The sequence below is a fragment of the Stenotrophomonas sp. X genome, from assembly GCF_055721025.1.
Map to the genome: position 1 here is coordinate 911801 of NZ_CM146756.1, position 25217 is coordinate 937017.

The 25217-nt window shown below is 66.7% G+C and carries 18 protein-coding genes; 8 read left to right on the forward strand and 10 right to left on the reverse strand.

Annotated elements, in window-relative coordinates:
• Positions 1 to 169: 169 nt before the first annotated feature.
• Positions 170 to 1192: an L-threonine 3-dehydrogenase gene (gene tdh / locus ACZ75I_RS04125; RefSeq protein ID WP_005415442.1), complete on the reverse strand. Its 1023-nt coding sequence runs from the start codon at positions 1190 to 1192 to the stop codon at positions 170 to 172.
• Positions 1193 to 1690: 498 nt separating this feature from the next.
• Between tdh and ACZ75I_RS04130 the strand changes: the two genes are divergently transcribed.
• The 7 genes from ACZ75I_RS04130 (at position 1691) to ACZ75I_RS04160 (ending at position 10268) form a co-directional block, all read left to right on the forward strand.
• Positions 1691 to 3853, forward strand: a complete 2163-nt coding sequence (locus ACZ75I_RS04130) for a S46 family peptidase (protein WP_061480604.1) — start codon at positions 1691 to 1693, stop codon at positions 3851 to 3853.
• Positions 3854 to 4053: 200 nt separating this feature from the next.
• Positions 4054 to 4698, forward strand: a complete 645-nt coding sequence (locus ACZ75I_RS04135) for a histidine phosphatase family protein (RefSeq protein WP_005415444.1) — start codon at positions 4054 to 4056, stop codon at positions 4696 to 4698.
• A 41-nt stretch (positions 4699 to 4739) separates the two neighbouring features.
• Positions 4740 to 6011, forward strand: coding sequence for a bifunctional tetrahydrofolate synthase/dihydrofolate synthase (folC, locus tag ACZ75I_RS04140; RefSeq protein ID WP_180868744.1), 1272 nt, complete (start codon positions 4740 to 4742; stop codon positions 6009 to 6011).
• A gap of 80 nt (positions 6012 to 6091) precedes the next feature.
• A complete protein-coding gene (locus ACZ75I_RS04145) occupies positions 6092 to 7111 on the forward strand; it encodes an SPOR domain-containing protein (RefSeq protein ID WP_346476637.1) in 1020 nt (339 codons plus the stop codon).
• Positions 7112 to 7157: 46 nt separating this feature from the next.
• A complete protein-coding gene (locus ACZ75I_RS04150; protein ID WP_061479936.1) occupies positions 7158 to 7937 on the forward strand; it encodes a CvpA family protein in 780 nt (259 codons plus the stop codon).
• Positions 7938 to 7967: 30 nt separating this feature from the next.
• Positions 7968 to 9434 carry an amidophosphoribosyltransferase gene (gene purF / locus ACZ75I_RS04155; protein WP_049414284.1) on the forward strand — a complete coding sequence of 489 codons (1467 nt, stop codon included), beginning with the start codon at positions 7968 to 7970 and terminating at the stop codon, positions 9432 to 9434.
• A 9-nt stretch (positions 9435 to 9443) separates the two neighbouring features.
• Positions 9444 to 10268 (forward strand): ferritin-like domain-containing protein, encoded by an 825-nt coding sequence (locus ACZ75I_RS04160; protein ID WP_061479937.1) that lies wholly within the window; start codon positions 9444 to 9446, stop codon positions 10266 to 10268.
• 65 nt (positions 10269 to 10333) lie between these two features.
• Here the strand turns inward: ACZ75I_RS04160 and ACZ75I_RS04165 are convergent, their stop codons facing one another.
• Positions 10334 to 11791: a DUF2235 domain-containing protein gene (locus ACZ75I_RS04165; protein WP_346476638.1), complete on the reverse strand. Its 1458-nt coding sequence runs from the start codon at positions 11789 to 11791 to the stop codon at positions 10334 to 10336.
• Positions 11792 to 12016: 225 nt separating this feature from the next.
• Here ACZ75I_RS04165 and ACZ75I_RS04170 point away from each other — a divergent pair, with 225 nt between their 5' ends.
• Positions 12017 to 13270, forward strand: a complete 1254-nt coding sequence (locus tag ACZ75I_RS04170) for a M12 family metallo-peptidase (RefSeq protein WP_061479939.1) — start codon at positions 12017 to 12019, stop codon at positions 13268 to 13270.
• A gap of 54 nt (positions 13271 to 13324) precedes the next feature.
• On the opposite strand, the gene lpxH is transcribed toward ACZ75I_RS04170, so the two are convergent.
• The 8 genes from lpxH to phoB all read right to left on the reverse strand — a co-directional run bounded on the left by lpxH (position 13325) and on the right by phoB (position 25128).
• A complete protein-coding gene (gene lpxH, locus ACZ75I_RS04175) occupies positions 13325 to 14071 on the reverse strand; it encodes a UDP-2,3-diacylglucosamine diphosphatase (RefSeq protein ID WP_346476639.1) in 747 nt (248 codons plus the stop codon).
• A 92-nt stretch (positions 14072 to 14163) separates the two neighbouring features.
• Positions 14164 to 14703, reverse strand: coding sequence for a phosphatase PAP2 family protein (locus ACZ75I_RS04180; protein ID WP_005415455.1), 540 nt, complete (start codon positions 14701 to 14703; stop codon positions 14164 to 14166).
• On the reverse strand, positions 14684 to 15829 hold the full coding sequence (locus tag ACZ75I_RS04185) for a glycosyltransferase family 4 protein (RefSeq protein ID WP_053500127.1): 1146 nt from the start codon (positions 15827 to 15829) through the stop codon (positions 14684 to 14686). The genes ACZ75I_RS04180 and ACZ75I_RS04185 overlap by 20 nt, the downstream gene beginning before the upstream one ends.
• Before the next feature lie 170 nt (positions 15830 to 15999).
• Positions 16000 to 18924 carry a TonB-dependent receptor domain-containing protein gene (locus tag ACZ75I_RS04190; protein WP_111200656.1) on the reverse strand — a complete coding sequence of 975 codons (2925 nt, stop codon included), beginning with the start codon at positions 18922 to 18924 and terminating at the stop codon, positions 16000 to 16002.
• 319 nt (positions 18925 to 19243) lie between these two features.
• Entirely contained in the window at positions 19244 to 20770 is a 1527-nt protein-coding gene (ppx, locus tag ACZ75I_RS04195) for an exopolyphosphatase (RefSeq protein ID WP_005415458.1), read from the reverse strand.
• Between the two features lie 138 nt (positions 20771 to 20908).
• Positions 20909 to 22996 carry a polyphosphate kinase 1 gene (ppk1, locus tag ACZ75I_RS04200; protein ID WP_061479943.1) on the reverse strand — a complete coding sequence of 696 codons (2088 nt, stop codon included), beginning with the start codon at positions 22994 to 22996 and terminating at the stop codon, positions 20909 to 20911.
• Between the two features lie 4 nt (positions 22997 to 23000).
• The gene (gene phoR, locus ACZ75I_RS04205) at positions 23001 to 24332 is read right to left on the reverse strand and encodes a phosphate regulon sensor histidine kinase PhoR (RefSeq protein ID WP_061479944.1); all 1332 of its coding nucleotides are present in this window, start codon (positions 24330 to 24332) and stop codon (positions 23001 to 23003) included.
• Between the two features lie 106 nt (positions 24333 to 24438).
• Positions 24439 to 25128, reverse strand: a complete 690-nt coding sequence (gene phoB, locus ACZ75I_RS04210) for a phosphate regulon transcriptional regulator PhoB (RefSeq protein ID WP_005408258.1) — start codon at positions 25126 to 25128, stop codon at positions 24439 to 24441.
• Between the last annotated feature and the right edge of the window lie 89 nt (positions 25129 to 25217).

Sequence of the window (25217 nt, forward strand, 5' to 3'; positions counted from 1 at the left end):
GTAGGTGCCAGGCTTGCCTGGCACGTTGTACGAAAAAGGCGCCCATCGGGCGCCTTTTTCAGTTCCGCGATGTTCTTGATCCCATCTGGGGAAGAGCCCCCTTGTTGTTCAAGGGGGCGCGCCAAAGGCGCGGGGATAAGGAAACATGCGGGGGAATTGACCCTTCGGGTCAATTCCAGCTGAGCACGACCTTGCCGGCCTTGCCTTCTTCCATCAGGTCGAAGCCCTTCTGGAAGTCGTCGATCGGCAGCTGGTGGGTCATCACCTTGCCGAGCGGGAAGCCGGACAGCACCAGCTGGGTCATCTTGTACCAGGTCTCGTACATCTTGCGGCCGTAGATGCCCTGCACGGTCAGGCCCTTGAAGATGATCTTGTCCCAGTCGCAGCCGGCACCCTTGGGCATGATGCCCAGCATGGCGATCTTGCCACCGTGGTACATGCAGTCGAGCATGTCGTTGAACGCACGCGGGTTGCCGCTCATTTCCAGGCCCACATCGAAGCCCTCCATGTGCAGTTCCTTCATCACGTCCTTCAGCGACTGGTTGGCGACGTTGACCACGCGGGTGGCACCCATGTCGGCGGCCAGCTTCAGGCGGAAGTCGTTGACGTCGGTCACCACCACGTTGCGCGCACCGATGTGCTTGCAGATGCCGGCGGCGATGATGCCGATCGGGCCCGCGCCGGTGATCAGCACGTCCTCACCGATCACGTCGAATTCCAGTGCGCAGTGCGCAGCGTTGCCGTACGGGTCGAAGAACGCGGCCAGCTCCGACGGGATCTGGTCCGGGATCGGCCACAGGTTGCTGGCCGGCATCACCATGTATTCGGCGAAGGCACCATTGACGTTGACGCCGATGCCGACGGTGTTCGGGCACAGGTGCGGGCGACCGCCACGGCAGTTGCGGCAGTGGCCGCAGACGATGTGGCCCTCGGCCGAGACGCGCTGGCCGATCTCGTAGCCGGTCACGCCCGGGCCGATTTCGGCAATGCGGCCGACGAATTCATGGCCGATGGTCAGGCCCGGCTTGATCGTGCGCTGGCTCCACTCGTCCCACAGGTAGATGTGCAGGTCGGTACCGCAGATCGCGGTCTTCTCGAGCTTGATCAACACCTGGTTGGGGCCCGGAGTCGGCACCGGAACCTCTTCCATCCAGATGCCCTTGGCTGCTTCGCGCTTGACCAGGGCCTTCATCGTTTGCTGCGCCATCGGGGTGGAACTCATCAGGGGGAAAGCGCGGATTATAGGGTGCCGCGCGGATTTCCCATGTTGCGCTGCGGGTGCTTTGGCGGAACGAAAGGCGTGCGCCGGCGGGCGTTTCGAATGTGGCCGCTGCACTCGCCGGGCATGGCCCGGCGCTACCGTCCGAGGCCAGGAAATTGTCGGGAGACGGGAGGCCAGGCCGATGCAGGACCGTGAGCGCCATGGATGGCGCGACCGAGCCCCCATGGGTGAGGGCGCTTTGCTTGCGAAGCACTGCTTCGCAAGCGCCAGAACGCACAGCCGCCAGCGGCTGGGTCGGGCCGCGGAGCGGGGTTTACGGCGTGTCCTGCATCGGCCTGGCCTCCCGCCTCCGTCCGATCGCAGTGGAGACGCTGAACGGTGGAAGCATCCGATTGCATGACTTCCGGGGTTCGGGCCGGGGCAGGGCGGCGGGCTACAATCGAGGGTTCCACTACCAGGGGCCGCTCCATGCGCTCGAACCTGCTTGCATTTTCCATCGTCGCCAGCCTTGGGCTGGTCCAGGTCGCCCACGCCGCAGAAGGCATGTGGGTGCCGCAGCAGCTGCCGGAAATCGCCGGGCCGCTGCAGAAGGCTGGCCTGAAGCTGTCCCCGGAGCAGCTGGCCAACCTGACCGGTGACCCGATGGGTGCGGTGGTTGCGCTGGGGGGCTGCACCGCCAGCTTCGTCTCGCCGCAGGGCCTGGTGGTCACCAACCACCACTGCGCGTATGGCGCCATCCAGCTCAATTCGACCGCGCAGAAGAACCTGATCAAGGACGGCTTCAACGCACCGACCCTGAAGGATGAACTGAGCGCCGGCCCGAACGCCCGCGTGTTCGTGCTCGACCAGATCACCGACGTCACCGCCCAGGCCAAGGCCGCCATCGCCGCCGCCGGCAACGACCCGCTGGCCCGCAGTCGCGCGCTGGACGCCTTCGACAAGGCCCAGGTTGCCGCCTGTGAAGCCGATGCCGGCTTCCGCTGCCGCCTGTACAGCTTCTCCGGCGGCAACACCTATCGCCTGTTCCGCAACATGGAAATCAAGGACGTGCGCCTGGTCTACGCGCCTCCGGGCAGCGTCGGCAAGTTCGGCGGCGACGTCGACAACTGGATGTGGCCGCGCCACACCGGCGATTTCTCGTTCTACCGCGCCTACGTCGGCAAGGATGGCAAGCCGGCCGCCTTCGCCGCCGACAACGTGCCGTACCAGCCCAAGCACTTCCTGAAGTTCGCCGACCAGCCGCTGGGCGCCGACGACTTCGTGATGGTGGCCGGCTACCCGGGCCGCACCAACCGCTATGCGCTGGCCGGTGAGTTCAACGAAACCGCCAGCTTCACCTACCCGACCATCGCCAAGCACTACAACGCCGTGCTGAAGATGATCGCCGACGCCGGCAAGGCCGACGCCGACGTCAAGGTGAAGTACGCCGCCACCGCCGCCAGCATGAACAACGTGGCCAAGAACTACCTGGGCCAGCTGGAAGGCTTCAAGCGCATCGACGCCGCCGGCCAGAAACAGGCGGAAGAGGCCGCCGTGCTGGCGTGGCTGAAGAAGCAGGGCGCTGCCGGCAAGCCCGCGCTGGCCGCACATGCGCAGCTGCTCAAGCATCTGGATACCAGCAAGTCGACCCGCGAACGCGACCTGTTCGTTGGTCAGTTCAACAACACCTCGGCCGTTGGCGCGGCAATCACCCTGTACCGCCTGTCGATCGAGCGCAGCAAGCCGGATGCCGAGCGCGAAGCCGGTTACCAGGAACGCGACCTGACCACCATTGAAGGTGGCCTGAAGCAGATGGACCGCCGCTACGTGGCGAAGATGGACCAGCAGCTGCAGGCCTACTGGCTGGAGCAGTACGTGGCTCTGCCGGCCGCGCAGCGCGACAATGAAGTGCTGAACAAGTGGCTGGCCGGTAGCGATGCCAACGCAGTCAAGGCGCTGGTGGGCAAGCTGTCGGGCACCGAGCTCGGCAGCCTGGACGCACGCCTGAAGTGGTTCAAGGCCGACCGTGCCGCGTTTGAAGCCAGCAGCGATCCGGCCATCCAGTACGCCGTGGCTGTCATGCCGGCACTGCTGAAGCAGGAAGAGCAGAAGAAGATCCGCGAAGGTGAATCGCTGACCGCGCGTCCGCTGTACCTGCAGGCCGTGGCCGACTACAAGAAGAGCCAGGGCGAGTTCGTCTACCCGGACGCCAACCTGTCGCTGCGCATCACCTTCGGCAACGTCATGGGCTACGGCAAGGACGGCGTGAAGTACACCCCGTTCACCACCCTGGAAGGCGTGGCGGCGAAGGAAACCGGTGAAGATCCGTTCGATTCGCCGAAGGCGCTGCTCGATGCGGTCAAGGCCAAGCGTTATGGCGGCCTGGAAGACAAGCGCATCGGCTCGGTGCCGGTGAACTTCCTGTCCAACCTGGACATCACCGGCGGCAACTCGGGTTCGCCGGTGCTGGACGCCAACGGCAGGCTGGTCGGCCTGGCATTCGACGGCAACTGGGAATCGGTCAGCTCCAACTGGGTGTTCGACCCGGTGATGACCCGCATGATCGCCGTCGACAGCCGCTACATGCAGTGGATCATGCAGGAAGTGGCGCCCGCGCCGCAGCTGCTGAAGGAACTGAACCTGGCGAAATAAACCGGTTGCGGTAGTGCCGGCCGCTGGCCGGCAACCTCGACCAGACAGCCGGAGTTCTCGAAACCCCGCGACCCACGTCGCGGGGTTTTTTCATGCCCGCCCCGACCCGGCGCGCCGAACAGGTATCATCCGTGTTCCGCGCACTTCACAGGATGTGAACGAAACGCGGGAACCTCCTCCCCCCAGGACCCCTTGCACGCATGCGCATCCTGCTTGCCCGCCACGGTGAAACGCCGTGGAACGCCGAAGGCCGCTATCAGGGCCAGATCGACATCCCGCTGTCGCCGATCGGCGAAGCCCAGGCCCAGGCACTGGGTGCCCGCCTGGCCTCGGTCGACATTACCCGTGCCGTCGCTTCGCCGCTGTCGCGCGCGCAGCGCACCGCGCAGCTGGCGCTTGGCGCCGCACGTGCCGACATGCTGCTGACCGAGCCGGAACTGCAGGAAATCGCCCACGGCGAATGGGAAGGGCTGCTGGCCAGCGAGATCCACGAGAAGGATCCGTCGCGCCTGCAGGCCTGGCGCGAGGAGCCGGATACCGTGCTGATGCCCGGCGGCGAATCGCTGCGCCTGGTGCTGGAGCGCAGCTGGCGCGGCCTGGCCCGCGCCACCGACGGCCTCGGCGAGCACGACACCCTGCTGGTGGTCGCCCACGACGCGGTGAACCGCGTGATCCTGTGCAAGGTGCTGGGCCTGCCGATCTCCCGCCTGTGGACCTTCCGCCAGGCACCGACCACGCTCAACCTGCTCGAAGGCGCCGACCTTGACAGCCTGGAAGTGGTGCGCCTGAACGACTGCGCCCACCACACGCCGTTCTTCGGCGAAGCCAAGCACCGCGCACTCTGATCGATCCCCTCGCACCAACTGCTTCTGCTGGAACCGCTGCCGTGACGAACACCCCGACCACCCTGGCCGACTGGCTGGACTACATTGAACGCCAGCATCCGGCGAGCATCGACATGGGCCTGGAGCGCGTGCGCGCCGTGGCCACGGCGATGGGCCTGGGGGCGCCGGGCAAGCGCACCATCGTGGTCGGTGGCACCAACGGCAAGGGCTCCACCGTGGCCTTCATCGAAGCCATTGCACGTGCCGCCGGCTGGAAGGTCGGCGCGTACACCTCGCCGCACCTGCTGCGCTACAACGAGCGCGTGCGCATCGACGGCCAGGACGTGGACGATGCCGCGCTGGTCGCTGCGTTCAGTGCGGTCGAGGCCGCGCGTGGCGAGACCACGCTGACCTATTTCGAGTACGGCACGCTGGCTGCGCTGCAGCTGTTCGCCGACGCCGGGCTGGACCTGGCGGTGCTGGAAGTGGGCCTGGGCGGCCGCCTGGATGCGGTCAACATCGTCGACGCCGACGTGGCGGTGATCACCACCGTGGACATCGACCACGCCGAATGGCTGGGCGAGGACCGCGAGGCGATCGGCACCGAGAAGGCCGGCATCATCCGCGGCTGGAAGCCGGTGATCCTGGGCGAGACCGACCCGCCCTCGAGCGTGCTCGCGCGTGCCTACCTGGTCGGTGCCAACGCGATCCGCGGCGGCAGCGATTACTTCTACGAGCCGATCGACGCCCAGCGCTGGCGCTGGCGCGATGTCGGCCTGCGCATGGAACTGCCGACCCCGGCGCTGGCCGGCCCGATCCAGCTGGCCAATGCCGGTGCGGCCATCGCCGCGCTGCGCGCGCTGGACAAGCCGGTGCCGCGCGCGGCGTGGGCCGCCGGTATCGCGGCGGCGCGCATTCCGGGCCGCCTGCAGGCGTTCGAGCGTGGCGGTGTGCAGATCCGCGTCGACGTCGGGCATAACCCGCAGGCGGCGGGCCAGCTGGCGCGCGCGCTGAAGGCCGAGGCGTCGGCCGGGCGCACCTTGGCGGTGTATGCCGCATTGCAGGACAAGGACGCGGTGGGTGTGGTGCAGGCATTGCAGGGCGTGGTTGCCGAGTGGACCCTTGCCGGCCTGGACGGCCCGCGTGGCCAGAGTGCCGACCAGTTGCAGGCGCGCCTGGCCGAGACCGCTGCTGGCTGCGCGCAGCTGGCCGCTTCGGTCGAACAGGCGCTGGCGCAGGTACTGGCCCGGGCCGAGCGCGGTGACCGCGTACTGGTGTTTGGCTCCTTCCATACCGCTGCCGCCGCATTGCAGTGGTTGCAGGGCAGCGCCTGAGCCACGTTCAGCCAATCCCGACGCCGTCCGGTCCGGCACCCGTATAATCGACCGCAACCTCCGGACAGTTGCCGCCTCACGTGGATACGCCTCTGAAACAGCGTCTGATTGGTGCCATCGTGCTGGTTGCACTGGCCGTGATTTTCCTGCCGATGCTGGTCAAGGGGCCTGCACCGGACAGCGGCGTGGCCTCGGTGCCGATCGCCGCGCCGGATGCACCGGCCGATGGCCAGTTCGAAACCCGTGAACTGCCGCTGGTGGCCCCGGCCGGTGGGGCTACCGGCCTGCAGACCGGGCAGGCCAAGCCGCTGCAGGAAGCCGCCACGCCGGCCACGCCACCGACCGTGGACACGTCCCCGGCGGTTGCCGCCGGCAACTACGCCGTCACTTTCGGCGCATACGGCAGCAAGGCCGACGCCGATGCCGTGATCGCCTACCTGCAGCGCTCGCAGCTGCCGGGCTTCGCAGAAGCGACTACCATCAACGGCCGTCAGGCATGGCGTGTGCGCGTGGGGCCGTATGCCGACCGTGCACAGGCCGAGGCGGCCCGGCTGCAGGCGGTGAAGATCCGCGCCGATGTGAAGGCCGAAGTGATCACCCTGGATGCCGCAACGGGCAGCAGCGCCCCTGTGGCAGCTACCCCGGCACCGGCACCGGCACCGGCTACGCCAAGTGCCAGTACCCCGTCCGCAGCCACCTCGCCGTCCGCCAGCAGCAACCCGGTGCGCAGCGAAAGCCTGCCGCCGACTGCGACGGCCACTCCGGCGGCCAAGCCCGAGCCGCCGAAGCCGGCGCCGAAGCCGGAGGCCACCGCCAGCAAGCCGGCGACGGCACCGACCACGCCGGCTGCACCGGCGGCCAGCGGCGTCGGCTTCGCCGTGCAGCTGGGCGCGTTCGGTCAGGCCAGCGATGCCAATGCGCTGCGTGACAAGGTCCGTGCTGCCGGCTTCAGCGCCTTCGTCGAGCAGGTGCGTACCGAAAAGGGCACCCTGCATCGCGTCCGTGTCGGACCGGTGGCCAACCGGGCTGACGCCGAACAGCTGAAGGCGCAGGTCGCCGCCAAGGTTGGCGTCGCCGGCATGGTCCGACCGCACCCATGACCGACGCGCAGGCCCGTTGCCAGCGCCGCCGAAGGAGCGGGGCGCCATGATCGACGTGGTGCTGCTGATCGTGATCGCCGCCTCGACCCTGCTCGGGATGCTGCGTGGCTTCGTGGGAATCGTCATCGGCACGTTGTCGTGGCTGCTGGCCGCGTGGGCGGCCTTCGCCTTCGGCAACGATGCCGCGCGCTGGTGGGCGGCGCCCGCCGCACCTGGCGGCGAACATTTCGTCGGCGGCTACCTGGGCGTGGGCATCGGCGTGATGATCGTGGTCGCGGTGATCGGCATGGTCATCAAGGCGATGATCCACCGCAGCATGCTGACCAGCCTGGACCGGTTGCTGGGCGGTGTACTGGGGGCCGTGCGAGGTGGCCTGATCGCGGCGATCCTGGTGCTGCTGGCCGGCTTCACCCCGCTGACCGCCGAGCCCTCCTGGAAGCGCTCGGCGGTTCGCCCGGTGCTGAATCCGGCCGTGACCTGGATGAACGGGAAGCTGCCGCGCTGGCAGGTACCGGGCGCCGATATGCTGCCCAAGGCCTTGCCGACCGACATGCTGTCCCCATCTGCATTGATGGAATTGGGGAAGAACGCAGGCGCCGGGTTGGGAAAGCCGGGCGCGGCAGGCGATAATGGCATCCTCAACCAGGTAGTGGCAGGCAGCGGATGGCTGCGGCCTGCGAAAGCGGAACAGGGCGATGCATACGATCCGGCCGAAGTGCGCCCGGACGCCCCAGCACTGCCGGACAGTATCGAGCCGGACGATCCGGCCAATGTCGACCGCAGGCGCGGCGACCACCGCGGCCAGGTACGGCCACCTTCCTTGTAACTGGGCACAGCCCAGCGGAGACCTCGCACCATGTGTGGCATCGTCGGAATCGTCGGCAACCAGAACGTCGCCGGGCAGTTGTATGACGGCTTGACCGTTCTCCAGCACCGCGGCCAGGACGCGGCAGGTATCGCCACCGCCAACGGCAGCCGCCTGCGGGTGCAGAAGGCTACCGGCCTGGTCCGCGATGTGTTCGACGCCCGTACCATGTCCACGCTGGAAGGCAGCGTCGGCATCGCGCACGTGCGCTATCCGACGGCAGGTTCGGAAGGCATGGACGAGGCACAGCCGTTCTACGTGAATTCGCCTTACGGCATCGCGCTGGCCCACAACGGCAACCTGATCAACACCGAGGCGCTGCGCCAGCAGGTGTTCGAACAGGACCGGCGCAACGTCAACACCGATTCGGACAGCGAAGTGCTGTTGAACGTGTTCGCCTACGAACTGGAGCAGCAGCGCCAGCTCAGCCCGGAAGCCGCGATCCGCGCGGTGGCCGGCGTGCACCGCCGCTGCAAGGGCGGCTATGCAGTGGTCAGCGTAGTGCTGGGCCTGGGCCTGGTGGCCTTCCGCGACCCGCATGGCATCCGCCCGCTGGTGCTGGGCAAGCGCAGCCACGCAGAAGGCGACGAGTACATCGTGGCGTCCGAGTCGGCCGCACTGGACGTGCTGGGTTTCCAGCGCGTGCGTGACGTGCAGCCGGGCGAAGCGCTGGTGATCACCGCGCGCGGCGAGCTGTTCTCGGAAATCTGCGCCGAGCCGGCCGAGCACACACCATGCATCTTCGAATACGTCTACTTCGCGCGCCCGGATTCGATGATCGACAACGTCTCGGTGCACAAGGCACGCATGCGCATGGGCATCAAGCTGGGCGAGAAGATCCTGCGCCTGCGCCCGGACCATGACATCGACACCATCATCCCGATCCCGGATACCTCGCGCGATGCCGCGCTGGAGATCTCCAATGTGCTCGGGGTGAAGTACCGCGAAGGCTTCATCAAGAACCGCTACATCGGCCGCACCTTCATCATGCCGGGGCAGGGTGAACGCGTGAAGTCGGTGCGCCGCAAGCTCAACCCGATCCACCTGGAGTTCCGCAACCGCGTGGTGCTGCTGGTGGACGATTCGATCGTGCGTGGCACCACCAGCCAGCAGATCGTGCAGATGGCCCGTGATGCCGGCGCGCGCAAGGTCTACCTGGCCAGCGCCGCACCGCCGGTGCGTTACCCGAACATCTACGGCATCGACATGCCGGCGGCCGAAGAGCTGGTCGCGCACAACCGCACGGTGGAAGAGATCGAGGCCCACCTGGGCTGCGACTGGCTGATCTACCAGGACCTGGAAGACATGGAAGCGGCGGTGAGCGAAGGCAACCCGGCGCTGCGCAGCTTCGATTCGTCCTGCTTCAACGGCCACTACCCGACCGGTATCGAGCCGGGCTACTTCGAGCGTATCCAGCAGTTGCGTTCGGACGATGCCAAGCACAAGCGTCGCGCCTGAGGATCAGGCGTGGTGGATGTGCCCGACGTTGGTGGCGACCTGCTGCGCGCTGCGCAGCAGTGCCTGGCTGAAGCCGATCCGCTGCGCAAGGTCGCATTGACCCGGGCGTATGCGGCCGCGTTCCGTGCCGGTCGCCTGAAGGTGGCCGCGGATGCGCCGCCGCCGGATCCGATCTGCATGCCGGGTCGTCCGGGACGACTGGTGCTGGTGCATCCGCGCGAGGTGCCACGGCGTGGACTGGGCGGCGTGGAAGGGCGGGCTGCCTTCATCCACGCGATTGCCCATATCGAGCTCAACGCGATCGACCTGGCCTGGGACGCGGTGTACCGGTTCCGGGGCCTGCCGTCGGCGTTCCATGCTGATTGGGTCAGCTGTGCCGATGACGAATCGCGGCATTTCATGCTGCTGCGCGAGCGCCTGCAGGTGCATGGCCACGACTATGCGGATTTCCCCGCACACAACGGTCTGTGGGAAATGTGCGAAAAGACCGCGCATGATGGCCTGGCGCGCATGGCGCTGGTGCCGCGCGTGCTGGAAGCGCGTGGCCTTGACGTCACCCCGGGCATGATCGAGAAGCTGCGCAATGTCGGCGATGGCGAAACCGCCGATGTGCTGGAGGTGATCCTGCGTGAGGAAGTAGCGCATGTTGCCGCCGGTTCGCGCTGGTATCGCTGGTACTGCGACCGCGCCGGTGTCGAGCCGCGCGCGCGTTTCAAGGAGCTGCTGGTGGAGTACGCCGGCGGCTACCTGCATGGGCCGTTCAACATGGAAGCGCGCCTGCTGGCCGGATTCGATGCGGACGAACTCGCCAACCTGGTCGAGCAGGCCGGTTGAAGAAAAGGGGACGGAGGGATCAAGTCGTTTGTGCCAAAACGACTTAATCCCCTCCGTCCCCTTTTTCATGCGTTGGGCAGCACCACGCGCTTGCCATCCACGGTGGGCCGGTTGATGTAGAACAGGCCGGGGCCCGGCCGGTACGGCAGCTCGCTGACGCCGGCGTCGGCAGCGTAGGTCAGTGCGGTGTCGCCCAGCGCGTCGAAGTTCCAGTGCGCCGACTGCATCAGGTAACGCCGTCGCAACAGCGCCTCCTGGGTTTGCGTCAGTGGCTGTCCGGCCACCAGCCGTCGTGCGATCGGTTGCAGGGCCGACGGCAGCTCCCAGCCGGGGACTGCGTTGGCATTGGCCGTCCATTGCACGCCGGCATCGATGGCATGCTGCTGCATCACCTGAAGCGCGATCAGCTGGTAGCGCCAGTCGATGCGCCGGCGCAACACCACGGCCGCCGTCACGTACAGCACCGGTGACAGCACTACGCTGCGGCTGCCGGCGCGACGCTGTTGCTGCCACTGGTGCCAGACATCCACCCAGACTTCCCTTTGGTCCAGGCCCAACTGCTGCCGCCAGCGCTCGGCGTCGGCCTGTGCCTCGGCGTAGGCCGTGGTCGCCTGCAGGATCGCCAGCGGTGGCGTCTGGTACTCGGCCACGCTCGGGCGGCGCAGCAGCTGCCGGCGCGGGCGACTGAGCAGCTTGGGCCCTTCTTCGAGCTGGTTGTAGCCGCCGCCGATGTTGGCGTGTACGCCGGGCAGGGCGATCTCGGTGAACGCTGGCGCCACGCTGGTCAATGGATAGTGCTGGCGATGCTCGTCACGCGCGCTCAGTTGCAGCACCTGCCTGGCAACGCCTGCATGCAGCGCGAGATGAGGTTGTTCGTCGGCACGGCCACCGCTGACCGCAACCACCGTGTCGAACAGGCCGATGAAGCGCAGCGGCGGATCGGCCGGGGCGAAGTCCGTTGTGCAGGACAGGCCAGCGGCCTGCAACAGCTGCCGCCAGCGGGTGCGATCCCAGGCCTGCAACTGGTTGGCCACATCGCGCGCGGCGGCCGCACCCCGTGAAAAGCCGAACAGATCCAGCTGCACGCCACGCAGTGGTCGCTGCCAGCGCGTAGCGAGTGCACCCAGTGCTGCCGGCAGCAGCACCTGCAGCGCGCGTCGCACTTTGGCGCGCACACCGCTGGCGCCAATGCCGAACGCCAGTCCGATCAGGTCGTCGTCGGCGTCATTGCGGGTACCGACACCTTCCACGTAGATCGACAGCGAGGGGGCCGCCGATGTCCCGCTGCGGCTGTCCGGGTACAGCTGCTGCAGGCGGGCGATGTTGGTCAGGCCATTGTCGTAGCTGCTGGTCAACCGGCTCTGGTAGGTCGAATCGTCATCCGCACGCAGCTGCGCCGGGCGCGGCTGCGGCGGCTGGGGCCTGCCACGGGCCAGGTTGTGTGCGTTGTTGCGGGTGCCATCGAAGAACAGCCCGATCCGCAGCAAGCCGACATCTTCGTCCGTGTCCAGCGATGGTGCCATGTGCATTCCCCGTCGTGGCTGCGTCACGGTAGCGCGAAAGCGGTGTATTGGCGACGTGTAGTGGCGCTTTTGACCTTACTTAACCCAGATGCGGTCGATCACAAATCCTGATTTTCACTTCTCTCGCCTATTGAATTCACACGCCCCGCGCAGGCCATATGGCCAAACCCGGCAAACCGGGTCGTGCTGCATCAACGCTGTTCACATCATTCAAGGAGCGACGCAATGTTGTCCAGATCGATTGGCAAAGCGGCAGGTGGCCTGGTGTTGGGTTTGTCGGTGGCAGCGGCCGCGCATGCGGCACCGTTGTTCGAGCCGGTGACGGTCATCAGCCGCGCATCGGCAAACAGCGAGCCCGCACTGGGCAAGCTGCTGGCCACCCCGTCCACGGCGACGGTACAGGAAGTGCGTGTCGATGCAGCCGCCACTGCACAACCGCAGCTGGAATTCGAACTGCTCGGCCAGCGGGTGCAGGCGGTGCGCAGCAGGGTCGAAGCACTGCCCGATGGCGGCAGCATCTGGTACGGCCAGTTCCGTTCGCCCTCGGACAAGCTGACCGCGGCCACCTCCAACGGCCAGGACGACCCCGGCAATTCGCTGATCCTGGTGCGCTCGGGCGACACCATCACCGGCTCGATCCGCAAGGAGGGAAAGCTGTATCGCCTGCGCCCGTTGGGCAACCGCCACGTGCTGGTGGAAGTGGATGAATCGCGGATGCCGGCCGACCATCCGGCCGACTACAACCAGCTGCCGAAGATCCCGATGGGCAACAACGATCGCATCGGCATCGCGCAGGCTTCGTCCGGTACGCCGGCGACCATCCGTGTGCTGGTGGTGGCGACCAATGCCGCCGTCGCCGCCTATGGTGGCAACATGCAGTCGCTGGTGCAGCTGGCGGTGGCCGAGTCCAACCAGGGCTACGGCAACAGCAATGTCGGCCTGACGCTGCAACTGGCCGGTTACGAGACCACCAACTACAGCGAGTCCGGCAACTTCACCACCGACCTGTCGCGTTTCCGTGGCACCAGCGACGGCTACATGGACAGCATCCACACCAGCCGCAACACCACCGCGGCCGATGTCGGCGTGCTGCTGATCAACAACAGTGCCTACTGCGGCCTGGCCTCGGGGATCGGCTCGACCGCGTCGACGGCGTTCGCGGCGGTGTACTGGGATTGCGCGACCGGCTACTACTCATTCGCGCATGAGATCGGCCACCTGCAGAGCGCGCGGCATGACATCGCTACCGACCCGAGCACATCGCCCTACGCCTATGGCCACGGCTACCGCTATGAGCCGTCCAGCGGCACCGGCTGGCGCACGATCATGGCCTACAACTGCACCCGCAGCTGCCCGCGCCTGAACTACTGGTCCAACCCGAACATCAGCTACAACGGCATCCCGATGGGCAATGCCAGTACCGCTGACAACCAGCGCGTGCTGGTCAACACCAAGGCCACCATCGCGGCCTTCCGCTGAGTCTGTACTGTCCGCGGCCGCCTTGTGCGGCCGCGGATTTCCTGCCGGCGGGAATTACCCGCGGGGCAGGGTATCCAGCGACCAGCCACTGGCATCCACACGCAGCACCGAACCCTGTTCGTACCAGTCACCCAGCACGATACGGATGCGGTCGCGGCCGCCGGCCTGCAGCGTATGGATGGCCGGGCGGTGGGTATGGCCATGGATCATGGTGTCCACGCCGTGGCGGACAAAGGTGGCATCGACTTCGGCCGGAGCCACGTCGGTGACGGTTTCGAACTGTGCACGATCGCCCTGCTTCATTTCCGACTGGCGGGCCTGGCTCGCCTCGCGCGCCTTCTGCGCGAAGGCGATGCGTGCGGCCAGCGGCTGCGACAGGAACTGCGCCTGGAACACCGGGTCGCGGGTCTGCGCACGGAACTGCTGGTAGGGGATGTCATCGGTGCACAGCAGGTCACCATGCTGCAGCAGCACCGGGCGGCCGTACAGCTCGATCACGCACGGGTCGGGCAGGATGCGCAGGCCGGCACGGCGCGCATAGTCCTCGCCAAGCAGGAAATCGCGGTTGCCGCGGATGAAGTACACGGGCACGCCGCTGTCGGACAGCACCTTCAACGCATCGGCCACCGCATCGGCGGCCGGAGAGGGCGTGTCGTCGCCAATCCAGGCCTCGAACAGGTCGCCGAGAATGTACAGCGCATCGGCGTCGGGCGCCTGCTCGCGCAGGAAGCGCAGGAACAGGTCGGTGATCTCCGGACGGCTGGGGTCCAGGTGCAGGTCGGAAATGAACAACGTGGTCATGCCTGCATTCTAGGCCATCAATGATGATGGTAGCGCCGCGGGAGCGGCGGGGTCGGATCCCTTTCCGGCGGAAAAGCGATCTGATCCCTGGGCTACACCGGCAGCGGCAGCCAGGTCAGGCTGGCCGAAGCCAGCAGGACGGCGATGCCCGTGGCAGCGAGCACGTCGGAAGGATAGTGCAGGCCCAGCACCACCCGCGACAGCGCGACACCGAGGGTGAACGGTACCAGCAAGGGTGCCAGCCAGGGGTAATAGGCCAGTGCGACGATGGTGAACGACACTGCGTGCAGGGTGTGCCCGGAGGGGAAACTGAACTCGTCCAGCGGCGCCACCCAGGCGCGGATGCGCAGGTCGGCCGCGTAAGGCCGCGGGCGCCGCGTCCAGCGCTTGAGGCCCTTGTACAGCAGCAATGCGGCCAGGCCGGTGGCGGCCATGTGCACCGAGGCGCGCAGGCCATCGAAGCCATCCAGCACCACCAGCGCGGCCATCAGCACATACCAGAACACGCCATCGCCGAGACGGCTGATGACCGAGAACAGGCGGCGCACGCGGCGGCGCCGGCAGTAATGGTTCGCCCGCCGGCACAAGCGCGCCTCGCGCCCTGCCAGCAGTTCAAGCGGCGTGGTGCGCATGGCCGCTCCTCCGCGACTGCGCAAGCTCGGCCAGCAACGCATCGAACTCGGCCACCACCTGCTGTGGATGCAATCGCTTCATCGCGCGTGCAGCATTGCCGCCCAGTTCGTGGCGTTTCGCGTCATCGGCGGCCAGTTGCACGGCGGCCTCGATGAACTGCTCGTCGCTGTCCACCGCTGCGCCGTTCTCGCCGTTGCGCAGGTACTCACGCGCGGCGCCGTAGTCGAAGGCCACGGTGGCCACACCGCTGGCCATGCTTTCCAGAGTCACGTTGCCGAATGTCTCGCTGCGGCTGGGGAACAGGAACAGATCGCCGCTGGCGAAGTGGCGGGCCAGCGCATCGCCGCGCTGGATGCCACAGAAGATGAAATCGGGATTTTCATGTGCCAGCTTCTCGCGGGCCGGGCCGTCACCCACCCATACAAAGCGTGCCTTGGGCCGGATCTGCTGCAGGCGGCGGAATGCCTTCACCGCCAGGCCGAGGTTCTTCTCGGCAGCAATGCGGCCGACATAGATCGCCACCAGGCCGTTGCCATCCACGCCCCATTCCTCGCGTAGTGCAGGGTCGCGCCGGCCTGGATCGAACTGCTGGCTGTCCACCGCACGGGCCAGCAGGCGCACGCGTTCGAAGCCCTGTTCGCCGAGGAACTGCTGCAGTTCGCGGGTCGGCACCAGGGTAGCGTCCGCCTGGTTGTGGAAGCGGCGCATCCAGCGCATGGCCGCGGCCTGCAGCCATGCCACGCCATAGTCGGGCAGGTACTCGTCGAAGCGGGTGTGGAAGCCGCTGGCGACCGGAATGCCGAGGCGACGTGCGGTACGCAGTGCCGACCAGCCGAGTGGACCTTCTGTGGCGATGTAGACCGCATCCGGACGCTGATTCTGCCAATGGCGGCCCAGCCGGATCGGGGCTGGCAGGCCGAAGCGCAGGCCGGGGTAGCGGGGCAGGGCAGCGCCGGGAACCAGCAAGGTGCCGGGTGCCGAATCCAGCGCTTCGGTGGACTGGCGGGGGCGGACGAGGTCGATCTCGTGTCCGGCTGCACGCAGACCCTGCTCCAGGCCCTGTACGGTGAGGGCGACGCCGTTGACTTCCGGCGGATAGGTCTCGGTGACGATGGCATAGCGCATGGCGGGCCTCCCGGTTTCCGGCATGCTCGGGCCTGGCGATGTAGCCGACATGACCGCTTTGCGACCGTCAGATGACGGGGGCGCCGGCCACCGCAGGGGCGCTGCGGCCAACAAAAAACCACGGCCCCGAAGGGCCGTGGTCCTGGTGCTTCATGTCACAGCGCGATGGATCAGAAGCGCTGCTGGTACTTCATGTAGACGAAGCGGCCGATGTCGTAGCCACCGTAGTACGAGAAGGCCGAGTTCGGCTTGCTGTACATGATCGGGCCGGTCTTTTCGAACACGTTGTTGGCACCGACCGACACGGTGGCATCCCACGGCAGCGAGTAACGCACCTGCACGTCGTGGAAGGTGACCGCACCACGCTCGTTGTAGTTGCGGGCGCCCTTGTACCACGGTGCATACACACCCGGATCCGAGCATTCGTCCGGGTACAGCGCGATGTTCGAGCAGGTTTCCTTCACGCCCGAGTAGTAACGCGCGGTCCAGCTCGCGCCGAAGTTGCCCCGCTCGTAGCCCAGCACCAGGTTGGAGCGGACGCGGAAGGCGCTGCCGATGCCGTTGGTGACGATCGGAACGATCGAGTTGTCGTTGGAGGTGCGGTAGGTCGCACTGGACACGTAGGTGGTGGCCGAGTTCACGTTGAACTTGCCGAACCGGGTGTCCAGACGGTAGCTCACGTCCAGGTCGTAGCCTTCGGTTTCCATGAAGCCCGCGTTGCGGTTGCCGAACTTCAGGTTGGTTACGATGCCGGTCACCGGGTCACGCTGGAAGCGCGAGCAGCGCGCTTCGATGCCCGACTCGTAGCAGTCCTGCAGGATCTGGGTCGGCGTGTCGGCGATGATCGTGTTGTCGATGCGGATCTTCCACCAGTCCAGCGAGGCGTTGAAGCCCTGGATGAAGCTCGGGCTCCAGACCAGGCCCAGGGTCTTGCTGGTCGAGGTTTCCGGCGTCAGCAGCGGGTTGGACCCGGAGGTGAACGGCACCGGCGTCGCGTCCGTCGACGTGTTCACCGGGGTGCCGCCCTGGCGCAGCTGGCGGAAGGTATTCGCATTGGCGATGTCGCGTGCGCAACGTGCACGGACTTCGGCGCTGGAGGCCGAGGAACCGAAACGGGTGTCGCACGGATCGCTGAACTGCGCGAAGGTCTCCGAGCCACCACCGAACAGGTCGCTGATGGTCGGTGCACGGAAGCCCTCGGCCCAGGTGCCACGCACCATCAGCGAGTCGATCGGCTTCCACTTGAAGCCGAACTTGCTGTTGAGCGTGTTGCCGAAGGTGTTGTAGTCCGAGAAGCGGGTTGCGCCATTGAAGGTCAGTTCCTTCGCGCCCGGCAGGTCGGCCAGCACCGGAACGTTCACTTCCAGGTAGGCCTCGTTGACGGTGTAGTCACCGCCGGTCGGGCCTGCGGCCAGGTTGGTGGTAGCGCCGGTCTGGGCCAGGGCATCCGGGGTGTATTTGCCTTCTTCCTTGCGGCTTTCCACGCCGAAGGCGAAGCCGAGATCGCCAGCCGGCAGGGTCACGATGCTGCCAGCGATGTTGGCAAAGAAGTTCTTGGAGGTGGTGCGGCCCTTGGTGATCTCTTCCGGGAACAGCCACGCCTGCAGCTCTTCGTTGCCGTACAGGCCATCGGCAGCCGTCGTGCCATACGGAACCAACGGGTTCCACGGCTTGCACACGTCATAGGAGATCGGTGCAGCTGCGGTACCGCACTGCACCTTGCCGGTGGCGGCGTTGTAGAACGACGGGCCGACGCCGCCGGCGACGCGACCCTTGTGCAGGTTGCCGGTGGCCACCGATTCCAGCTCATTGCGGTTGTACTGGTAGCCCACTTCCCAGTCGAAGTAGCGGCTGCCGATCTCGAACGAACCGTCGAACGACGCCACCGCGCGGTAGGTCTTCAGCTCGCTGGTGGTCACGCGCGGCACTTCCCAGGTGCGGCGGTTCCAGGCCACGGCGGTCGGGTTGGCGTAACCGTGCTGGCGGCCGAACGGGTTGAAGTAGCTGTTGATCGACATCGAGCCGACACCGGCGGTGCTCGACTGCAGCGGATAGCCCGCGATCTGGCGGGTGGACTCACGCTGGTTGTAGCCCAGCTCGGTGCGGAAGTTGACGTTGTCGGTGATCTTGAACCGGCCGTCGAAATAGACCGAGTCGCGCTTGACCGGATACATCACATGCATCTGGTCGTTGGCATTGCTCACGTCACCGGTGAAAGGCGTGGTATCGGTGAGGTGGTAATTGGCCGGGTTGGTGGGATCCGCGCCGCGGTTGAGGGAATAGCCGCAACCCGCAGTGGCGGTACAGCCCGGGCCGCGCAGACCCGTGAACTGGCCGTACTGGCTGATCGTGGTCCAGTTGCTGCTGTCGTAAGGATGGCGATCGGTCATGCCGTATTTGCTGAAGCCGCGATCGCGCGCCCACACGCCCTTCTCTTCGGCATGCTCGGCCGACAGGGTCAACGACACGCGCTCATTGCTCCAGCCGGCGACCACGTCGAAGCGGTCGCGTGCACCGTCGCCCTGGCTGTACTGGCCGTGGTAGACGTTGGCAGTCACACCAGTGACATTGGAACGGGTGATGATGTTCACCACACCGGCCATGGCGTCGGAGCCATAGATCGCAGAGGCGCCGTCCTTCAGCACCTCGATGCGTTCCACGGCGGACACCGGCAGCGTGGAGATGTCCTGGTAGCCGGACGTGCTGATGCCCAGGCGCTTGCCGTTGACCAGCACCAGGGTGCGCTGGGTGCCCAGGTTGCGCATGTCGATGTAGGTGCCGCCCGCGTTCTCGCCTGCGGTCAGCGCATTGGCGCGGCTGATGGTCGGGCTGCCCATCGCGGTGACGTTCTGCAGGATGTCGGCAACCGAGCTGAACCCCTGCTTTTCGATGTCGTTGCGGCTGATCGCGAACACCGGCTGTGCGGTTTCCACGTCCACCTGGCGGATGCGCGAGCCGGTGATCTCGATGCGGTCGAGGTTGGTCGGGTTGGCGTTGCTGCCTTCCTGGGCAAACGCGGGCAGCGCCGCCAGCGCTGCAGTGGTAGCCAGGGCGTAGCGGATGGCCTGCCCCAGTGCGGTGGTGCGTGAAGTCATGGCGAGCTCTCTCTCTCTCAGGTCGTGCACAGGACGCCAAAGCGGGCGTCGAAGGAGCCAGCAGGGTCGATGACCGAGCCGGTGACCCGATAGTAGTCTCGTTAGTTAATGCTCTGTAAAGAGTTCGTATCCATTTATGTCACGCGGCCGCGCCAGTCTTCACAAAACGTGAACAAAAGCAGGTGCTTACGTGATGGCAGCGATTGCCCACAGCACACCGTTGTGTTGCGGAGCAGCACAAAAAACCGCCAGACTGCGCAAAGTGGGAGTGGGAAATGCGTCACCCCAGTTGTCCTGTGGACAACAGCGGACAGCGTATTCAGGCCACGAACGGACGGAACTGGATGCCCAGCCCGGCGATGCCATCGGTCTCGCCGATCAGGTCCGCGCGCAGCAGCGGGCGGGCATCGATGAAGGCCTGCGGCACGATCAGCGACAGCCGGTTGTCGTCGGCGGTCAATTCCAGTGCCGGCAGCGGATCGTCTTCGTGGGCGCGGTTGAGCAGCACCGCCAGCCGCAGCAGGGCCGCCAGCCGGCGTGCGGTCAGCAGCAGTCGCTCGGGCAGGGCGTCGAAGGCGGTCTTGGTCACGCTGCGGCGGTGGCTGCGCACCAGAGCCGCCAGCATCTGCTGCTCCTGGCGCGAGAAGCCGGCGATATCCGAGTGTTCCAGCACATAGCTGCCATGCACGTGGTAGCCGCTGTGCGCGATCATCAGGCCCAGCTCGTGCAGGCGCGCGGCCCAGCCGAGCATGCGCGCATCGTCGGCATCGAGCCTCCAGCGCTCCTGCACCTGTTCCAGCAGGGACAGCGCGGTGTCCTGCACGCGCTCGGCCTGGACGGTATCGATACCGTAGCGCTGGCTGAGCGCAGCCACCGATTCGTCACGCAGGTCGTTTTCGCCGGCGCGGCCGACGATGTCATACAGGATGCCTTCGCGCATCGCCGCCTTGCTGACCAGCAGCTTCTGCAGGCCCAGCGCCTGGAAGGCCGCTTCCAGCACCAGGATGCCGCCGGCGATGATCGGGCGGCGGTCGCTGGACAGGCCCGGCAGCTGGATGTCGTCGATCTTCTTGGCCTTCAGCAGTTCATCGCGCAGCTGCGGCAGGGCCTCGGCGGTGATGGCGCCCTTGCTCAGCTTCATCGTCGCGCAGATCTCGCTGATCGCCTTGTGCGTGCCCGAAGAGCCCAACGCTTCCTGCCAGCCCAGCGCGCGGTACTTGCTGGCGAAAGGCTGGAACTCGCGGCCAATCTCGGCCAGCGCGTCCTTCCAGCGCTTCTTGCTCAGCTTGCCGCCGGGGAAAAAGCGCCGGGTGCTGGCGATGCAGCCGGCCTGCAGGCTTTCGCGCTCCAGGGTCTGCATGCCCATGCCGATGATGAACTCAGTGGAGCCACCGCCGATGTCGATCACCAGCCGGCGCTGGCCGGGCTTGGGCGGTTGCGCGTGGGCCACGCCCAGGTAGATCAGGCGCGCTTCTTCGCGCCCGCTGACCACTTCGATGGCATGCCCCAGTGCGGTTTCGGCCGGTACCAGGAACGACTGCGGCGAGCGCAGCTGGCGCACAGTATTGGTGGCCAGCGCGCGCACCCGGTGCGGCGGCACATTGCGGATGCGCTGACCGAAGCGGGCCAGGCATTCCAGTGCACGTTGGCGTGCAGCGGAAGAGAGACCACCCTTGCCATCCAGGCCATCGGCCATGCGCACCGTCTCGCGCAGGCGGTCGATCACCCGCAGCTGGCCGAGCGTATAGCGCGCGATGACCATGTGGAAACTGTTGGAGCCAAGGTCGATGGCGGCCAGCAGGTCGCCATCCTGCAATGCGGGCGGAGTCGTGGTGGTGTGCGGCATGGACGAATGTTAGCCGAAGGGGCGGTGTGCTCGTCACCGCGCGGCCTTCACATTTTGGAAGAGGGGAGCGCGGCGGGACTGCAAGGGGGGCGGCACCTCCCGCTCCTGGTAGGTGTCGACCCTGGTCGACACACCGGGTCAGAGCCCCTGCATCAACGCCATCTGTGCCGAATGCGGCGCTTCGTCGTGGGCCGGGGCACGCTTGTGGTAGATGCCGTCGGCATCCAGCTCCCAGGCGTTGAGGTTGTCGTCAAGGTAGTTCTGCAGGACTTCGCGGTAGACCCGCTTGGCCAGTTCCGGATCGAGGATCGGGAAGCAGGTCTCGACCCGGCGCAGCAGGTTGCGTTCCAGCCAGTCCGCGCTGGCGCAGTACATTTCCGGTGCGCCGTCGTTGCCGAACCAGTAGACGCGGCTGTGTTCCAGGAAGCGGCCGACGATCGAGCGCACGCGGATGTTGTCCGAGATGCCCGGCACGCCCGGTCGCAGCGTGCAGGCGCCGCGGATGATCAGGTCGATCTGCACGCCGGCCTGCGACGCGGCGTACAGCGCGCGCACCACCTGCGGTTCGTTCAGTGCGTTCATCTTGGCGATGATCCGCGCCGGGCGGCCGGCGGCGGCGATGCGCGTCTCGCGCTCGATGCGGCCGAGGATGCCGGTGTGCAGGGTGAAGGGCGACTGCAGCAGGCGCTTGAGCTTCATCTTCGACGCCAGCCCGGACAGCTGCTGGAACAGCAGGTGCACGTCATTGCCGATGTCCGCATCGGCGGTGATCAGGCTGATGTCGGTATACGCGCGGGCGGTGCCGCTGTGGTAGTTGCCGGTACCCAGGTGCACGTAGCGGCGCAGCTTGCGGCCCTCGCGGCGCACGATCAGCAGCATCTTGGCGTGGGTCTTGTAGCCGACCACGCCGTACACCACCTGCACGCCGGCTTCCTGCAGGCGATCGGCCAGGCCGAGGTTGGCTTCTTCGTCGAAGCGGGCGCGCAGTTCGACCACCACGGTCACGTCCTTGCCGTTGCGTGCGGCCTGGATCAGCGCGTCGACGATCAGCGAATCCTTGCCGGTGCGGTACAGGGTCTGCTTGATCGCCAGTACGTTCGGATCTATCGCCGCCTGCCGGATCAGGTCCAGCACCGCGGTGAAGGCATCGAACGGGTGGTGCAGCAGCAGGTCCTGGCGCGCCGTGGTCTCGAAGATGCCGTCGCTGTCGCGCAGCGTGCGCGGTGTCATCGGCGGGTACTTCAGGTCCGGCTGCGCGATCAGGTCGTACAGCTGGATGATGCGATTGAGGTTGACCGGGCCGTCGATGCGGTACACCGCGTTCTCGGTCAGGCCGAAGTTCTGCAGCAGGGTGCGCACGATGTCGCGTGGCATGTCCTGAGCGATCTCCAGGCGCACCGCCGGCCGGTAGCCGCGGTCGACCAGTTCATCGCGCAGCGCCAGCGCCAGGTTCTCCACTTCCTCCTCGTCCACCACCAGCTCGGAATTGCGGGTGACGCGGAACTGGTAGGCGCCCTGGACTTCCATGCCCGGGAACAGCTCATCGACGAAGGTCGACAGCACCGACGAGAGGAACACGAAGTTCTGGGGCCCGCCGAGCTTTTCCGGCAGCTGGATGATGCGCGGCAGCGAGCGCGGCGCACGCACGATGGCCAGGTGGCCGGCGCGGCCGAACGCATCGGTGCCCTTGAGCACCACCACGATGTTCAGCGACTTGTTGAGGATCTTCGGGAACGGGTGCACCGGGTCCAGGCCCAGTGGCGACAGCACCGGCATGATCTCGTTGCGGAAGTAGGCGCGCAGCCAGCGCTTCTGGCGGTCGGTCCAGGAGTGGCGGCCGAGCACGCCGATGCCGGCCTCCATCAGCGCCGGCCGCAGCGTCTCGTTCCAGCAACGGTACTGCTGGTCCACCAGTTCGGCGGCGCGGTCATGGATGGCGCTCAGGATGGCCTGCGGGCTCATCCCGTCCGGTGCGGGTGGCAGGCCGTACTCCTGCGCGTGGCGCACGGCGGCGGCACGGATCTCGAAGAACTCGTCGAGGTTGGTGCAGGAGATGCACATGAAGCGCAGGCGCTCCAGCAGCGGCACCTGCGGGTCCATCGCCTGGGCCAGCACGCGGAAGTTGAAATCCAGCTGTGACAGTTCGCGATTGATGTACAGCGCCGGGTCGCGCAACGGATCGTTGTCCGGGCTCACGGGGAGGGGAAGGGATCCGAGGCTGCTCATGGCGTCATTCTTCGATGGAGGTCAGGGGGGCGGACTCGCGCGGGCGCACGTGGTCGGCATCGAAATGGCAGGAGAACACCGAGCCCTTGCCGACTTCGCTTTCAATTTCCAGCCGTGCGTGGTGCAGGCCGAGGATGTGCTTGACGATGGACAGGCCCAGGCCGGTACCACCGCTTTCGCGGGAGCGGCTGCTGGAGACACGGTAGAAGCGTTCGGTCAGGCGCGGCAGGTGGGTGGCCGGGATGCCGTAGCCGGAGTCACGCACCGCCAGCACCGCACCGTCGCCCTCGCGGCGGAACTCCACCGCGATGCGGCCACCGGCCGGCGTATAGCGCACCGCATTGGTGACCAGGTTGGAGAACGCGCTGTGCAGCTCCTTGGTCGAGCCCTGAAGGTCAACGCCTGCCAGGTCGTCGATGCTGATCTGGTGGCGGCCCTGGCTGTGCGCTTCGGCTTCGCGGCGCAGGGTGGCCAGCATCGGCTGCATGGCCACGGTCTCGTCCTCGCTGTGTTCCTGCGATTCGAGGCGCGACAGGGTCAGCAGGTCTTCCACCAGCTGGGCCATGCGCTGGCTCTGCTTGCGCATTTCTTCCAGCATCGGTCCGGTTCCCGGGAAATCCTCCGGGTCCATCATGTCCAGGTAGCCGTGGACCACGGTGAGCGGCGTGCGCAGCTCGTGTGAAACGTTGGCGACGAAATCCCGGCGCACCTGCTCCAGGCGCAGCAGCTTGCTGACGTCACGCGCGATCAGCAGCCAGTAGTCCGACGAATAGGGAATCAGGCGCAGGTTCAGGCGGATCGCCGGATCGACCGGCGAGGGTACGTCCAGGATGGGCTCGGCATTGCGGCCACCGGCCAGCCAGTGCGCCAGCGGCATCGGCTGCAGGCGCTCGACCAGGGCCTCGCCAAGGTCGCCGGGATGGTGCAGGCCGAGCAGGGCGGTGGCCGCTTCGTTGAACCACTGCACGCGCTGGCTGTTGCGATCCAGCACGACGACAGCATCGGGCAGCGCGGCGGCGGCGGCGCGGTAGCTGCGCAGCATGTCCAGCAGGCGGCGCTTGCGCACGCGCATTTCCACCTGGTTGCGGTACAGCAGGCGGTCCAGTTCGTTCCAGACGCCGGTGCCTTCTTCGGCGGTGTCCCAGCGCTGGCGAGCGGTCAGCCGGCGCAGAACGCTGCGCAGGCGCCAGTAATGCCAGGCCAGGGTCGCCAGCGCGCCCAGTGCGATGCACAACCACAGATGGCCCGTGAACCACCCCACCAGTCCGGCGAACAGCAGCACCGCGGCAACGGTGGCCAGGGTCTTCAACCAGGCAGAGCGGATGTGGCGGGGCATTGCGATCTCGTCGTTGAGGTGCGGCGGTTCACTGGGGTGAATCGAGGGTTATAGCAGAGTTGCCGGCACCGGCACCTGTAAGTGCGCGGTGCCGGCACGACGAGACTCAGGTGGCAGTGGAGAAGCGGTATCCGGCGCCGCGCACGGTCTGCACCATGTTCTCGGCGTTGAACGGCTCCAGCGTCTTGCGCAGGCGGCGGATATGCACGTCGATGGTGCGTTCCTCCACGTAAACGCTGCCGCCCCACACATGGTCCAGCAGCTGCGCGCGGGTGTAGACGCGCTCCGGGTGGGTCATGAAGAAATGCAGCAGGCGGTATTCGGTCGGGCCGATCGGCACCGGCTGGTCGTTGGCGAACACGCGATGGGCGGCGCCGTCGATACGGATCGGGCCGACGGCTACGCTGCCGTCCTCGTCATCTTCGCGGGCGCGGCGCATGACCGCGCGGATGCGGGCCAGCAGTTCGCGTGCCGAGAACGGCTTGACCACATAGTCATCGACACCGGCCTCGAGGCCACCGACGCGATCGTTCTCCTCGCCGCGGGCGGTCAGCATGATGATCGGCACTTCGCGGGTCAGCGTTTCCTTGCGCCAGCGACGGGCCAGGTCCAGGCCGCTGGTGCCGGGCAGCATCCAGTCCAGCAGGATCAGGTCGGGAACGCGATCGGCGATCGCGGTCTGGGCCTCCCGGGCATCGCCGGCGTGGACCGGTTCGTAATCGCCCTTGCGAAGGGCGAAGGCGACCATTTCACGGATCGCGGGCTCGTCATCGACGATCAGGATGCGTTTCTGCACGAGGACACCGTAGGGCTCGGTTACTGGACTGGTGCCAGTAGACTACGGTTTGATGACATGTTTGTGACTACCCGGCCGGAACCGGCCTG